Origin of the sequence: Pediococcus acidilactici, assembly GCF_016127815.1 — a bacterium.
GTDB lineage: Bacteria > Bacillota > Bacilli > Lactobacillales > Lactobacillaceae > Pediococcus > Pediococcus acidilactici.
The window spans coordinates 611051-624541 of the sequence record NZ_CP066046.1 but is presented as its reverse complement, the minus strand read 5'-3'; the positions used below and the strand labels follow the sequence as shown (position 1 = coordinate 624541).

Sequence of the window (13491 nt, the reverse complement as noted above, 5' to 3'; positions counted from 1 at the left end):
CATAGCTAAGAGCATTTTAGAGCAATGTTTTTAACTCCGCAGTCGAAATTTTTTCCGGAAGATTCTTGTCTAGCGCATAGAAAAACTGACCGGTTGCGTTTTTACCAACGACTCCGTAAACGGTTCGTTCGTTAAAACTAGTGAGTAGTTTAATTTGGTAATTTTTGGCAATCACATTTTTCATTAACGTTTGTTGTTCATTAAAACTTGCGTCGTTAAATTTCGTAAAGTCCGCCGGTTGTTCTGCCGTAAATTGATTTTTACGCATAACCTCGACCATCTTTTTGTTAAATTTAGGCGCCCAATCTTTAATCTTAAAGTTATCTTGCCAACGATTAATAACCCTGCACCTCCAAATCTGCTAATTCATCTTGCATATTCAAATCGGTTGGGACCAATTTGACATACTTCCGCGCTACGTCTACCGCCTGTTCAAGTTGACCATTTTCTTTACTGAAGTGGTACCAATCTAGCAAGAACGGCGCAGAATCAGCCAAATCATTCGCAGCAGCACTAAAATGCTTCTGTGCTCCCGCAAAGTCTTCCGTTTTCCACTCGGCAAGCGCCACGTTCCAATTTAATTGGGCATCCGTGATTTCGTCCGTCGCGTAATTTAATGTTTCTGCGTAACAACCTTGACGATTATAAAAATCGGTGATCCGAATTATGGCCGCTTGATTATCCGGGGCCAATTCTACAGCTTTTTGTAGGTACTTCTCAACTAACTCGTCATCATGGGCGTGCTCAGCCATTTCAGCAGCCAGCAAATACAGGTCCGGGTTATATTGGTCAGCCGCTAACCCCTCTTGTGCAGCGGTTAAGCCCTTATCCCATTCCTCATCGCGGCGGTACGCATCAATCAAGTATGGATAGACACTGCTGTACGATGAGTCCATGTCGACAACTTTTTCTAACACCGTCTGCGCGCGTTGCACTTCATTAAGCTGCAGATAGGTAATTCCCTCCTGCATTAAAATATCGGGAGTCAAGTCTTCATCATGAATCTGTTCATAATAAGCGATTGCCTTTTCAAACTTGCCAGAAGCCGCATAGGAAGCCGCTAAACGCTCGACAATGTTGATTTGGCTCATCATAGGGATCCCTTGCTTAATCAGCCTGAGGTAGTACGTGACGGCTTTAGGATAGTCTTGCATTGTGTAGTACAACTCCCCTAAGGCTAATTGAATTGCCGGTTCGTCTGGGGCAAGTTGCTCAGCAGCTAAAAGTTTTCTTTCCGAAACCTCGTATAATTCTTCAGTTTGATAAAGGTCGGCTTCCACCATTAATGCCGACACGTAAAATTCCGAATCTTCAGGAATCTTTTCTAGGTTCGCTAGAGCACGATCATTTTCTCCTTGGTCCACCAAAATTTCAGCAGCCAATACCGGTAATTCATGATCACCAGGATATCGTTCGATCAATTTTTCATAAATCCGGAGTGCCTTGCCATCAAACCCCAAAGCATACAGTTCCCCAGCTAGGTTATAAAGGGTCTCGTCATCGTCTTTTCTCAACGCCCAACCGTATAATCGGTTGAATTCGTCAATTTGTCCCGATTCTAAGGCATCTAATGCTCTTTTAGAGTAATTTGCTTCTTCGTTATTCATAATTTTTACAGGCAAACAAAAAGCCAGCATAACAGAGCTATGCTGACCCAAGTTCAGAAATCCGCTTATTTAACAGCGTCCTTCAAAGCCTTACCAGGCTTGAATGCTGGAACTTTGCTTGCTGCGATTTCAATTTCTTTACCAGTTTGTGGGTTGCGACCCTTACGAGCTGCACGATTACGTACTTCGAAAGTACCGAAACCGATCAATTGAACTTTGTCGCCCTTCTTCAAGTCATCTTGAATTGAGCCAAATACAGCTTCAACAGCCGCTGTTGCATCCTTCTTGGTTAAACCAGTCTTCTTAGCAACATTTTCAACTAATTCTGCTTTGTTTGCCATGTATATTTCACCTCCTGAATTTTGTTTATCAAAACAAGGTGTTTTGTCATTTTTGAAAAATCAAAAACGGTGAAACAATAATCTGTTATTATTTCAACTTGAAATATATCACACAGAGTCTGCTGTGACAAGCTTTTTTGCGCTTTTTGCATTAAAAACGGCATCTATAATACTTATTTAAGAATTACTTCCGACGACGTTCAATTAAATGCACAGGTGTTCCCTCAAAGTCGAATGCTTCGCGAATTTTGTTTTCTAAGAAGCGTTCGTACGAGAAATGCATTAAGTCCGGATCGTTAACGAAAATCACGAAGGTTGGCGGCTGTATGCTAACTTGCGTACCGTAGTAAACCCGTAGACGTTTGCCGTTCTCACTAGGTGTAGGGTTAACTGCAATGGCATCCATCAACACGTCGTTTAAGGTGGATGATTGCACTCGACGACGGTGATTTTCATCGACCCGCTTGATCAATGCGGGAAGTTGCGATAAACGTTGTTTTGTAACGGCAGAAACAAAGATAATTGGTGCATAGCTGAGGTAAGCAAACTCTTGGCGAATTGACTGTTCAAAGTTAGATAAACTATGGTTATCCTTTTTTAGCTTATCCCACTTATTTACCACGATTACGATTGCCCGGCCCGCTTCGTGGGCATAACCCGCAATCCGTTTATCCTGTTCCCGAATACCTTCCTCAGCATTTAGTACTACCAAAACTACGTTACTGTTGTCGATGGCTTTCATTGCCCGCATCACACTATAACGTTCGGTATTTTCGTAAATTTTTCCTTTTTTTCGCATTCCGGCGGTGTCGACCATTACAAATTCGTCACCATTACTTGTGAAACGCGTATCGATTGCATCCCGGGTCGTTCCCGCAATGTCAGAAACAATCACCCGTTGTTCGCCTAAAATTGCGTTAACGAGTGAAGATTTCCCAACGTTAGGCCGCCCAATTAAACTAAAGCGGATTGCCTCGTCATCTTCTTGCTCTTCTTTTTCTGGAAAATTAGCGATAACTGCGTCCAGTAAGTCCCCTAAACCTAGTCCGTGACTTCCGGATAATGGGTACGGGTCACCAAAACCTAAGCTGTAAAAGTCATAAATGTCTTGGCGTAATTCCGGGTTATCAACTTTGTTAACCGCTAAAATAACCGGCTTATCGGCTTTATATAAAATTTTAGCAACCGCTTCGTCCGCGTCACTGACGCCTTCCCGGACACTTACGATAAAAATGATTACGTCCGCTTCGTTAATTGCCAATTCGGCTTGATCTCGAATTTCTTCTAAAAATGGTTCTTCACCAATTTGAATTCCGCCAGTATCAATTAAGTTGAATTTCCGGCCTAGCCATTCGCTATGGGTATAAATTCGGTCTCGGGTTACTCCCGGAGTATCTTCCACAATGGAGATTCGTTCCCCCGCAATTCGGTTAAAAATTGTTGACTTTCCGACGTTTGGTCGGCCGACAATTGCTACAGTTGGATTTCCCATCAATTGGCCCCCTTTCTAAATACAACATTAAAAAGGTCTTGGACAGACTATCATTCTCCGCCAAGGCCTTTCTAACTGAGTTGATAGGCATAATCTAGCACTCGACATGTTAAATTATTAATCCTAACAATTTTTTGAATTATTTATCTGAATCTTTAAGGCTATCACCAATGATATCACCTAGTGTGAAACCAGTTGTTTCTTCTGGCATATCCTTGCTGTAGTCAGTTGCTGGAGCCTTAGAAACTTTCTTTTCACTCTTTGGAGCTTCTTCTAAAGCTTTGATTGATAATGCCAAACGGCGTTCTTCTGGATGTACTTCAAGTACTTTAACCTTAATGTCTTGACCTTCTTCAAGTACATCTGCTGGAGTAGCGATGTGCTTGTGAGAAATTTGAGAAATGTGAACTAATCCTTCAACACCAGGGAAGACTTCAACGAATGCACCGAAATCCGTTAACCGTTTTACTTTACCATCTAAAACAGCACCTACTGGAGCTTTTTCAGCAATATTTTCCCAAGGTCCTGGTTGGGTTTGTTTGATTGAAAGTGAAATCCGTTCTCTTTCTGGATCAACACTTAAAACCTTAACTTGAACTTCTTCACCAGGCTTAAGAACGTCAGAAGGTTTTTCAACCCGTTCGTATGAAATTTCTGAAATATGAACAAGTCCGTCAATTCCACCAAGGTCAACAAAGGCACCAAAGTTTGTAAGACGAGCTACCTTACCAGTAACGACTTCGCCTTCTTGCAATGAGCTTAATACTTCTTGGCGTTTTTCAGCACGTTCAGCATTGATAACCGCCTTGTGTGAAAGAATCAAACGGTTGTCTTCAGGCTTGATTTCGATAATCTTAACTTTAAGAGTTTGACCCTTATAAGCATTTAAATCATCAACGTAGCGGTTTTCAATCATTGAAGCAGGAATAAATCCACGTACTCCAGCATCAACTACCAAACCACCCTTAACTACTTGAGTAACTGGTACTTCAAGTTCTTCGCCATTAGCAGCCTTTTCTTCAATTTCTTTCCAAACTTTACGAGCTAATAGACGCTTACGAGAAAGTAGGTAACTGCCACCTTCCTTATCGTCACCAATCCGTGAAATAACTACAAGTTCTAGTTCATCACCAATTTTTACTTCGTCATTAATATTGTCGATATGTTGCGTAGAAAGTTCACGTAAAGGTACGACACCTTCCACACCAGCACCTTGAATTCCCACGATCACTTGACGATCGTCATCAATATCAAGTACTTCGCCAGTAACTACGTCACCAACTTTTACTTCTTCAACGCTATTAATTGCGTTGAGTAAATCACTGTTTTGATTAACATCATTTTCGGCCATCCGAATAATCCCCCTTTTACAGCACTTATACTTATATAATATCGAAAAAATTGCATAATTGCTAGTAATTGTTGTTACTTTCTGAATACAGTTTCATGAACAATGTCTAAAATCTTCTGTACCACCTCTTCAATCGACATGGCAGTAGTGTCTACCTCGATTGCATCGGCAGCTTTAGTGAGTGGCGAAATTTCTCGGGTAGAATCTTTGTGGTCCCGAATTTCAATTTCTTTTTTCAATTGTTCTAAATCTGTATCCATGCCTTTTGCAATATTTTCCTTATAGCGACGTTCGGCCCGTTCTTGGACACTAGCCACGAGAAAAATTTTAACTTCGGCATTTGGTAATACAGCTGAACCAATGTCGCGACCGTCCATGACGATTCCGCCATCTTTGGCTAAGTCGCGTTGCCAGTCCGTCAATACTTTACGGACTTGTTCTTGAGCCGCAATCGTAGAAACCGCATTGGTTACGTCCGTTCGCCGAATTGCTTCCGTGACTTCTTTTCCGTCCAAAAAGACCTTTTGTACGGGATCACCGGGTTCAAAATTTAACTTAGTTTCTGTCAACATTGTCGCGATCTTTTCTTCATCATTTAAATCAAAGTGATTTTGCATCGCTTTTAAGGTAACTGCACGATACATCGCGCCCGTATCGCAGTAAATGTAACTTAAATCCTTAGCGACAATTTTAGCAACCGTACTTTTCCCTGCTGATGCGGGTCCGTCAATTGCAATTTGTAATTTCTTGTCCATAAACTAACTAACGACCTACCTTACTCTTAATTGTTGTCCAGGTTCAATTTCGGAGTTACTGTTCAACCCGTTTAATTCCATCAACTTCTGAACAGAGATTCCGTTGTTAACCGCAACCCGATACATCCCTTGACCAGCTTGGACCGTTGCGTAAGACGCACCTTCTGCAGAACTAGCGCTACTTGAGGATTGCGTTGTTGCACTGCTTGAGGATGCTGTTGACGAGCTTGCTGACGATTCTACTGATGACGATTTTGACTTGTCGTCGTTCTTTTTCGTCGTTGATGATGTTGAACTAGCAGATGACGAAGCATCCTTTTCATGCTTCTTAGATGAAGACTTGGCTTTACTTGCCGAATTTTTCTTACTTGATTTAGCTACCTGAGTGGTTGTAGTATTCGCAGTTTTTTGCTGAAAATCTTGCCGTTGAGTCATGTAATAAGCTAACGACGCAATTGCCAAGATGATTACTACCCAAATCATCGAACCTACAATGGTTTTAGTCCGCTTTTTTTGCTTATGAAACTCGCCGCGTTCCGACTTACTTGCCGCTTGCTCTTCAGCAGCAGCCTGTTCATTCGTAGCTGTTTGCTCGGCATGGGCTGATTCCTTAGGATCCGTTGTGGAAGCAGCTGCCTTATTTTCAGTGTTTGCTACCTTTTCGTTAGTAGCTTGTTCCTCAGTAACTTCGTTTGACGAAGTCTTTTTGATTGATTTTTTGTTTTTCTTGTTTTTGCTACTCAATGTTCGTCCTCCTAATGCATACCAATATGATGTATTTTACAATATTTTATTTAGAATGACTACGTAAAACAGGCTAGTTAGCCGCAAAAATTTGTGCTAATTTGTCCTTCCAGCTCATCATCGCCAATTTACTAGAATCATGCGACTCTTGCAACCCGAATTCTGTGAAATCACTTATCGAACCGCAACATTGTTCATCGTGTTTCGTAAATGGTTCATCAAAATGTTGCAATAAAAAGCGCCGGTGACATCCCGTAGTCCGAATTAATTTTAACATTTCTAAAATCTGTTGTTCCTTTTGTTGCGCTTGTTTTTTAAATAATTTTTTTAATTGGCTTTCAGTTAGACCAAATTCCCGATAATAATTAACCAAAGCTTGCTGCTCTTCAGTTTGCTGTTCACCATTTGACAGCGGCAATCCATCAGTGTTTGGAAGTGAATAACTATTTAAAATAGTTGGAATCATTTCATCTCCCGTCGCGTACAACGTAATCGCCACGCTTGACTTACCGTCGCGTCCGGCACGACCAATTTCTTGAACGTAGCTTTCAATGTCGCCCGGCATGTGGTAATGAATTACGTAACGAATATCAGCCTTGTCAATTCCCATGCCGAAAGCGCTAGTTGCACAAATCACGTCAAGCTGATTTTTTTGAAACTGACTTTGAACTTGTAGTCGGTCATAGGTGGACATCCCCGCATGGTATGGCGCAGCCGTTTGCCTAAGTTGGCGATTAATTAGTTCACTTACTTGGCTAGCAATCTTTCGACTAGAAAAGTATACAATGCCCGCGCCCGGTAGCTGGTCGATCAGATTTAATAACAATTCTTCCTTATCAGCGACGTTATCGGTTGTCAAAAAATCTAGAAAGATATTTTTGCGGTCTACGGAAGCAACGTACTGCTCAGTTGTTTGAACATTTAAGGCGAGGTATCGCAAAATTTCCGAGCGAGTGTTCCGGCTAGCAGTGGCCGTTAACGCTAACGTCAATGGATTTCCAAACTGCTGACGGACTTGTCCAATTCGCAAATAGTCCGGACGAAACGACTTCCCCCACTGCACAATGCAGTGAGCCTCATCCACGACCATCAACGCAATCTTTAAGCGGGCAATTCGCCCTTGTACCTCTGCTTTTTGTAAGCTTTCTGGTGATAAAAAAATAAATTTATATTCCGCCAGATGGTTTAATACGTATAGTTGATCGGTGAACGCTACTTGAGAAGTAAGCTCTGCAATTTGACGCTCGCCACTCAAACGCAACCGTTGGATTTGGTCCTTAATAAGGGATAACAATGGGGAAACCACCACTACCGTTCCGGGGACTAGTAAACCATACATCTGGTAAATTAAGGTTTTACCGGCTCCCGTCGGCAAAATTGCTAGCGTACTTCGCCCTTCCAGCAATTTATGTAAAATTTCCAACTGTCCGGGCCGAAATTCCTGAAATCCAAACCGGTCCTTCAATTTATCATAAATTAATTGGTCCGAAATTGTCATTGTCTTTGCCGTTCCTTAATAAATCTAATTTGGCTAAGCCGAAAATCAAAAAAGGTCAGCTCAGGATATTCCTGCAACGCAGTTTGAAAATCAATTCCCGCAATTTTCATTTGAGCAACACCAGGGCTTAAAAATTGTTGGTAGGGAAAATCATCCAGCAAGATTGCCATCATCAGTAAGTGTTCTTTTACAGTATTAATTTTCACCCGCCGCAATTCTGCAATTTTATCTACATTATAACCCTTTTGTAATAGCTGCAAAGTTTGCCACGTACTTTTGGGCAAAACAGAGGGTTGCACAACCATTCCAATTAATTGATTAAAGGGCGTCACTTGATTATTAATTACCGAGCTAAAAATTTTCCTAAAAATTAAGCGTAACCGTAATTCCATTTGAAATGGACTAACGTTATTAACCCGGGCAAGCTGCTCCACCGTTAATCCCAAGTCGTGATGGTTGGGTAAGTAGTTTACAAACCAGTCGGCTTCTTCTTTAGGTAATTGCTCGCAAAGTGCACCCAAAGCCTGTTGGTATTCCTGAACCAATTTTGGACGGGACGTTTCACTTTGTTTCCAGTTGGCAAACCACTTTTTTACCATGAAGTTTATCTGAGAGTCTTCACTTATTGGGATGTACCGCGTATTTTTAAAACTATACTCCGAAACTACCTGGGTTGCCATTAGCCAAAGCTTAATTGCGGGGTCAAATTTGACTCGTAAACTAGCTTCCGGTGGCGGCAAAACTCTACTTTGTTGCTGTGCCCCCCGTTCCGTTAGCTTTAACGCATCCCGTTCCCCAGTTAAGTAACCCATTTTAACTGCTTGATCTAAACTATTTAGGAATTCCTGACGATCCAGTTTTTTCCAAAAACCAATGTAATTTAGCAACCCGTATTCTAAGCCGCCATAAAGTGCCGATACCGTTAGCTTGTTTTTCAACAAATTCAAAATCACCTTTGGTCGGCGACTTTGATGGCGGTCAAAAAAAATTAATCCGTCTTCCGGTTTCATTTGAATGTTTACCGTTTCAGACGTTTAACTTCGCTCAGTTTCAAGGCGCGCCATTTTCCAGACTGCACATCATCAATTGATAAGAAAGAGTAGCTATTGCGGTGTAATTTTTGCACCGGATGGCCAACCGCCATGAACATTTTCTTAACTTGGTGATTCCGCCCTTCATGAATCGTTAGCTGCACGATGGATGTCTTTTTTTCTAAATCGGTACTAATCAGCTTGGCCTTGGCTTTAGCAGTTTTGCGGTGATCGATTACGACTCCTTCTTCCAGACGCTTCAAGGCTGACCCATTGACCAGTCCCTTGACCTTAGCAGTGTACGTTTTTTCAAATTTAAACTTCGGATGCATTAAGCGGTTAGCCAATTCACCATCGTTAGTCATCAAAACTGCGCCAGAAGTGTCGTAGTCCAACCTCCCCACGGGATAAATCCGTTCGGTAACGTCTGGAAAAAAGTCCATGACCGTTTTTCGGTTTTTATCATCGCTAACCGAAGTAATTACTCCACGCGGTTTATTTAGTAAGAAATAGACGTTTTGCTCGCGCTGAATAGGCACCTCATCGACTTCAATTCGGTCATGCTGTTCTACTTTGGTGCCCAATTCTTTTACTACCCGTCCATTAACTTTAACGTGTCCTTCGGCGATTAGCTTTTCGGACTTCCGTCGCGAAGCTACTCCAGCCTCAGCCATTACTTTTTGTAATCTTTCTTCTGCCATGGTTACTCCTTGTTGGTTGTCATTTTTGATTCAAACTCTTGTAAAAATAAATCCTCATTATCTTGATCTTCTGCGGAATTTTCGGTATCTTCAGGCAACGCCGGCAGTTCCGTAAGATCTCGTAACCCAAAATAGTCTAAAAATTCTGCGGTGGTTCCATATGTTTTCGGTCGCCCCGGTTCGTTCAACCGTCCCGTAACCTTAACCAAGTTTCTAAGGACGAGATTTTGTAAGGTGGTTCCGCTATGAACACCGCGAATCTGATCAATTTCAATCCGGGTGATTGGTTGCCGGTACGCCACGATCGCTAAAATTTCCAAAGCTGCCGCCGATAATCCCGCTTGGTTGGAACGAGCAAAATATTTTTTAATTAGCGAAGCTAGCTCGGGTTTGGTAACTAATTTATAGGTTCCGCCCGTTTGAATCAAGCTTAACGCCGAATTGGGGTCTTGGCGATATTTTTCGGCTAACTTTTCCAAAATGGTGGTTACCGCTGGCTTAGCGTAGCCGGTTAATTCAGCTAGGCTAGCCAATGCAATCCCTTCAGCTCCCGCTACAAAAAGTAGCCCTTCAACTTTTTGTTCCTTGTTCATTAACTTCACCTATCTTGATTGTAATTGATTGGTCTGCCGAATCCTGTGACAATTTAATTTGCTGGTTCTTGGCTAATTCTAAAATTGCCATAAAAGTGGTAACCAACACTTCCCGGTTCACCCGGACGGTAAACAAATCTTCAAAACGACAAACCGAGCGCTGTTGGATCCTTCTCTTCACAAAATCCATTTGTTCTTCGATGGAAACTTTTTCGGTCTGTACCGTACGTGAAACTGGCTCCAACAATGCTTGCCGAGCAAGTACTTTTTGTAAAGCTTTTTGCAAATCGGTAAGCTCGATTCCAGGTGCTAATCTAGTGACCGTTGCGGGGTCAATTTCCATCTCAGGTCTCGAAAACGAGCGTTGCCGTTCGCCTTCTAAGTCCCGTAAATTTTCAGAGGCCGTTTTAAAAATCTGGTATTCAATTAATTGGTCAACTAAATCTGTTCGGGGATCTTCGTCAACTAATTCTTCATCCTCTTCGTGAGGCAACAGCATTTTTCCCTTAATTTCAGTTAGTTTCGCCGCCATTACTAAATATTCTCCGGCAATATTTAATCGCAGAGTTTCCTGAGTATGCAAATACTGTAAATACTGGCTTGTAATTTCTGAAATACGGATATCGTAAATGCTCATCTGCGATTGACGAATCAAGTGTAATAATAAATCGAGCGGCCCCTCAAAATCGGCTAGCTTCACGTCCGGTAAGTTATACACTTTAGCTTTCATCAACTTGCCCCATTTCAAACCTTTCAATCATTGCACTCGTTTTTAAAGAACCCATTAAGCGCCGGTCTGGAAAAATCGACAATAATGACCGAAAGATTTCATTTTCATTAAAAACCGTTTCTTCATTGGCGATGAAGGCCATCCGTTCTACAACTACGCAATCTGCCTCCAAAACAATTAGTACCAATCCAATGTAAGTACCATTTCTACGTTCCAGATAAATTTGCCGATTCTTTTTGGTATATCGCTCTAGAACTTGCTGAACAACGTCGATTGAACCAAATGCATCAATCGTTGACAATAAGCCCATTGCAATTTGTCTTTTTGATTCTGTATATTTAACTAACATTTTGCTCCCCTGTTATCAGGCTCGCGGATGGTACTTATCGTATACATCCACTAACCGCTGTTGAGTAATGTGCGTATAAATTTGGGTTGTCGAAATATCCGCGTGCCCTAGTAGTTCTTGAACAATACGCAAATCTGCACCATTTTCTAACAAATGTGTCGCAAAAGAATGTCGTAACGTATGCGGGGTGATATTTTTCTTGATTCCTGCTTTTTGAACTTGAGCTTTTAAATTTTTCCAAACTCCTTGTCGGGTTAACGGGTGACCATGCTGGTTTAAGAAAATTTCATTGTATCGCTTAGCTCCCAGCAACGCTCTTCGCGGACCGTTAATGTAACGTTCTAGCCATTGGATGGCTACGTCCCCAATTGGGATAATCCGTTGCTTATTTCCTTTCCCAACCGTTTCAATAAGTCCCATCCCTAAATGAAGTTCATTTAGATTTAACGCAATCAGCTCACTAACCCGTAGACCGGTCGCATACATCACTTCTAAAATCGCCCGATCTCTAATTCCCAAAGGTTTACTAGTATCGGGCACTTTAAGCAGCCGTTCAACTTCTTCAGTGGTCAAAACCGATGGTAAATGCTGCGCCCGTTTAGGCGGGTCAATATTAGCCATAGGATTCGTTTGGATTTGGTCGTTAAGCAGCAGATACTTAAAAAATTTCCTTAAACTTGAAATCGTATGAATCGAAGAACTGCGGGCCCGGCCAGTTTGTTTTAAAGCATCTAGGTAGTTTAAGATGGTATAACGATCAACATCTTTAATATCCGCAATATGTTGCTCCTGCAAAAAATTTTGCAAGTGGCGCAATTCTTGACGATAACTCACAATTGTATTATCTGAAAGTCCCCGTTCAACTTTTAGAGCGTGGAGATAATCGTTAATCAGATCATCCATCACCTATTGCTCCTTCAAAACAATCCCATCAGTGGTTTGCTCAATTACGCCTGCCTTAAGCAAGTGACCAATCGCCATTTTAAAACGACTCTTGCTAATCCCAAAATGTTCTTTGATATCACTAGGATTGCTGTGGTCGTTAAAAGGTAGTTGCCCATCCGAGCGGTGTTGCAACAACGCTAAAATCATCGCCGCATCGTCGCCAAGCGCTTCGTAATTGCGCGGCTTTAACGACAAGTTCAACGTCCCATCCGGATGAATCCCAATCACCCGTGCTTGAACCTTTTCACCTAAACGTGGCTCCCGATCCCGTTCTGAAGGATGGATAAAGCCTAGTTGGAATTGATCAGTAATTACTAATGTTCCGGCTAATTTTAGCCGGTATGCCGTTGCAGTAACATTCTGGTTAATCATTTTTTTATTTGCCCGGACAGAAATCGCCTTAAAAACGGTGGAATCGGCAGGATGTGCCCACATTCGTTCCTTATTATCCACCGTGAGACAAACTAGTAACTGATCATCCACGTGTGGCCACAGCTTGGTTTCCGTTGGTAATTCGTCAAGCGAAACCACCACGTCCTTGTTATTTAAACCGATATCCACAAAAACTCCTAAGTCTTTGCGAACCTTAACCACCGTCCCCCAACCGTACTTTCCGGTAGTGGCTTTTGGGGCTTCGCGCGTCATTTGACGCTCGTGGTTAGCATTTTCGTAAGCGAACCCGCTGAAATTACTATCCTTTTTTAAAGGCTTCTTTATTTCGCTTTTGTCAATGCGATAAGTGAGGCCATCTTCAGCCTGTGCAAAATAAAATTGGTCATTTTCATCAATAACCTTCGCCTGAATCTTTTTGCCTAATAATGTTTCCATGTTTTCTCCCGTTTATTTAATTTGGATTTGTAATAATTGAATAATTAAGTACGCTATTCCAGAAGCAATAATTGGTCCAGCAGCAATCCCGTTCATGAAAACCACCCCAATGATCGTTCCCATGACTAGCGCGACCGTCACCTCTGGGCTAGCAGATAAAAAGCCGACCCCTTGGTATGACAATAATGAAACTAAAATCCCACAAGCGACCGCAATCCAGCCAACTGGTGACTTGAATGAGTTAATCAAGTCCATGATACCAATCCTTCCCGTAGCAATTGGAACTAAAATTGCTACTGAAATAATGGTCACTCCCCAGTTGATTCCCTGCTTGTCAATAACGCTAAAGAGTTTAGCAGAATTAGGCAGCAGCTTAAATAGTAAAACGGCAATTGTGGCAATCATTAATGATTGGTTTTTTCCCAACCAAGAAACTAATAAAATCCCTATTAAAAAAAGCCAGCTTTCCAATATTTTCACTCCGAACTTTTCAGTTTACATAAAAAAATTTCTTTTCAATTATAAT

Annotated in this window: 16 protein-coding genes; all 16 read right to left on the bottom strand. The window is 41.8% G+C overall.

Annotation, left to right across the window (positions count from 1 at the left end):
* Positions 1–16: 16 nt before the first annotated feature.
* Positions 17–268 (bottom strand): hypothetical protein, encoded by a 252-nt coding sequence (locus I6H64_RS03105; protein WP_002831868.1) that lies wholly within the window; start codon positions 266–268, stop codon positions 17–19.
* 67 nt (positions 269–335) lie between these two features.
* The gene (locus I6H64_RS03100; RefSeq protein WP_036685121.1) at positions 336–1607 is read right to left on the bottom strand and encodes a tetratricopeptide repeat protein; all 1272 of its coding nucleotides are present in this window, start codon (positions 1605–1607) and stop codon (positions 336–338) included.
* Positions 1608–1672: 65 nt separating this feature from the next.
* On the bottom strand, positions 1673–1948 hold the full coding sequence (locus I6H64_RS03095) for an HU family DNA-binding protein (RefSeq protein ID WP_002830307.1): 276 nt from the start codon (positions 1946–1948) through the stop codon (positions 1673–1675).
* 184 nt (positions 1949–2132) lie between these two features.
* Positions 2133–3440: a ribosome biogenesis GTPase Der gene (gene der, locus I6H64_RS03090; RefSeq protein WP_008841061.1), complete on the bottom strand. Its 1308-nt coding sequence runs from the start codon at positions 3438–3440 to the stop codon at positions 2133–2135.
* A gap of 139 nt (positions 3441–3579) precedes the next feature.
* Positions 3580–4791, bottom strand: coding sequence for a 30S ribosomal protein S1 (gene rpsA / locus I6H64_RS03085; protein ID WP_005917063.1), 1212 nt, complete (start codon positions 4789–4791; stop codon positions 3580–3582).
* Positions 4792–4865: 74 nt separating this feature from the next.
* Complete coding sequence (gene cmk / locus I6H64_RS03080) at positions 4866–5546, bottom strand: (d)CMP kinase (RefSeq protein ID WP_005917065.1); 681 nt, start codon at positions 5544–5546, stop codon at positions 4866–4868.
* A 15-nt stretch (positions 5547–5561) separates the two neighbouring features.
* Positions 5562–6290, bottom strand: a complete 729-nt coding sequence (locus tag I6H64_RS03075) for a LysM peptidoglycan-binding domain-containing protein (RefSeq protein WP_008841062.1) — start codon at positions 6288–6290, stop codon at positions 5562–5564.
* A gap of 73 nt (positions 6291–6363) precedes the next feature.
* On the bottom strand, positions 6364–7788 hold the full coding sequence (locus tag I6H64_RS03070; protein WP_005917070.1) for a RecQ family ATP-dependent DNA helicase: 1425 nt from the start codon (positions 7786–7788) through the stop codon (positions 6364–6366).
* On the bottom strand, positions 7785–8798 hold the full coding sequence (locus I6H64_RS03065; protein WP_008841063.1) for a helix-turn-helix domain-containing protein: 1014 nt from the start codon (positions 8796–8798) through the stop codon (positions 7785–7787). Before I6H64_RS03065 ends, I6H64_RS03070 begins: the two co-directional genes overlap by 4 nt.
* An 8-nt stretch (positions 8799–8806) precedes the next feature.
* The gene (locus I6H64_RS03060) at positions 8807–9520 is read right to left on the bottom strand and encodes a pseudouridine synthase (protein WP_002830316.1); all 714 of its coding nucleotides are present in this window, start codon (positions 9518–9520) and stop codon (positions 8807–8809) included.
* A gap of 2 nt (positions 9521–9522) precedes the next feature.
* On the bottom strand, positions 9523–10113 hold the full coding sequence (scpB, locus tag I6H64_RS03055; protein WP_005917076.1) for an SMC-Scp complex subunit ScpB: 591 nt from the start codon (positions 10111–10113) through the stop codon (positions 9523–9525).
* Positions 10091–10843 (bottom strand): segregation/condensation protein A, encoded by a 753-nt coding sequence (locus I6H64_RS03050; protein ID WP_005917079.1) that lies wholly within the window; start codon positions 10841–10843, stop codon positions 10091–10093. The genes scpB and I6H64_RS03050 overlap by 23 nt, the downstream gene beginning before the upstream one ends.
* Positions 10833–11192 carry a hypothetical protein gene (locus I6H64_RS03045; RefSeq protein ID WP_002830319.1) on the bottom strand — a complete coding sequence of 120 codons (360 nt, stop codon included), beginning with the start codon at positions 11190–11192 and terminating at the stop codon, positions 10833–10835. The genes I6H64_RS03050 and I6H64_RS03045 overlap by 11 nt, the downstream gene beginning before the upstream one ends.
* Before the next feature lie 15 nt (positions 11193–11207).
* Positions 11208–12095 carry a site-specific tyrosine recombinase XerD gene (xerD, locus tag I6H64_RS03040; protein WP_036685743.1) on the bottom strand — a complete coding sequence of 296 codons (888 nt, stop codon included), beginning with the start codon at positions 12093–12095 and terminating at the stop codon, positions 11208–11210.
* Between the two features lie 3 nt (positions 12096–12098).
* Positions 12099–12965 carry a CvfB family protein gene (locus tag I6H64_RS03035; protein WP_005917083.1) on the bottom strand — a complete coding sequence of 289 codons (867 nt, stop codon included), beginning with the start codon at positions 12963–12965 and terminating at the stop codon, positions 12099–12101.
* Between the two features lie 12 nt (positions 12966–12977).
* Entirely contained in the window at positions 12978–13436 is a 459-nt protein-coding gene (locus tag I6H64_RS03030; RefSeq protein ID WP_005917085.1) for a DUF441 domain-containing protein, read from the bottom strand.
* Positions 13437–13491 lie beyond the last annotated feature (55 nt).

What these genes read in the sequence shown, in the direction of transcription:
- I6H64_RS03105 (WP_002831868.1), bottom strand. Translation starts at nt 268, where the DNA reads ATGCGTAAAAATCAATTTACGGCAGAACAACCGGCGGACTTTACGAAA.
- I6H64_RS03100 (WP_036685121.1), bottom strand. Translation starts at nt 1,607, where the DNA reads ATGAATAACGAAGAAGCAAATTACTCTAAAAGAGCATTAGATGCCTTA.
- I6H64_RS03095 (WP_002830307.1), bottom strand. Translation starts at nt 1,948, where the DNA reads ATGGCAAACAAAGCAGAATTAGTTGAAAATGTTGCTAAGAAGACTGGT.
- der (WP_008841061.1), bottom strand. Translation starts at nt 3,440, where the DNA reads ATGGGAAATCCAACTGTAGCAATTGTCGGCCGACCAAACGTCGGAAAG.
- rpsA (WP_005917063.1), bottom strand. Translation starts at nt 4,791, where the DNA reads ATGGCCGAAAATGATGTTAATCAAAACAGTGATTTACTCAACGCAATT.
- cmk (WP_005917065.1), bottom strand. Translation starts at nt 5,546, where the DNA reads ATGGACAAGAAATTACAAATTGCAATTGACGGACCCGCATCAGCAGGG.
- I6H64_RS03070 (WP_005917070.1), bottom strand. Translation starts at nt 7,788, where the DNA reads ATGACAATTTCGGACCAATTAATTTATGATAAATTGAAGGACCGGTTT.
- I6H64_RS03065 (WP_008841063.1), bottom strand. Translation starts at nt 8,798, where the DNA reads ATGAAACCGGAAGACGGATTAATTTTTTTTGACCGCCATCAAAGTCGC.
- I6H64_RS03060 (WP_002830316.1), bottom strand. Translation starts at nt 9,520, where the DNA reads ATGGCAGAAGAAAGATTACAAAAAGTAATGGCTGAGGCTGGAGTAGCT.
- scpB (WP_005917076.1), bottom strand. Translation starts at nt 10,113, where the DNA reads ATGAACAAGGAACAAAAAGTTGAAGGGCTACTTTTTGTAGCGGGAGCT.
- I6H64_RS03050 (WP_005917079.1), bottom strand. Translation starts at nt 10,843, where the DNA reads ATGAAAGCTAAAGTGTATAACTTACCGGACGTGAAGCTAGCCGATTTT.
- I6H64_RS03045 (WP_002830319.1), bottom strand. Translation starts at nt 11,192, where the DNA reads ATGTTAGTTAAATATACAGAATCAAAAAGACAAATTGCAATGGGCTTA.
- xerD (WP_036685743.1), bottom strand. Translation starts at nt 12,095, where the DNA reads ATGGATGATCTGATTAACGATTATCTCCACGCTCTAAAAGTTGAACGG.
- I6H64_RS03035 (WP_005917083.1), bottom strand. Translation starts at nt 12,965, where the DNA reads ATGGAAACATTATTAGGCAAAAAGATTCAGGCGAAGGTTATTGATGAA.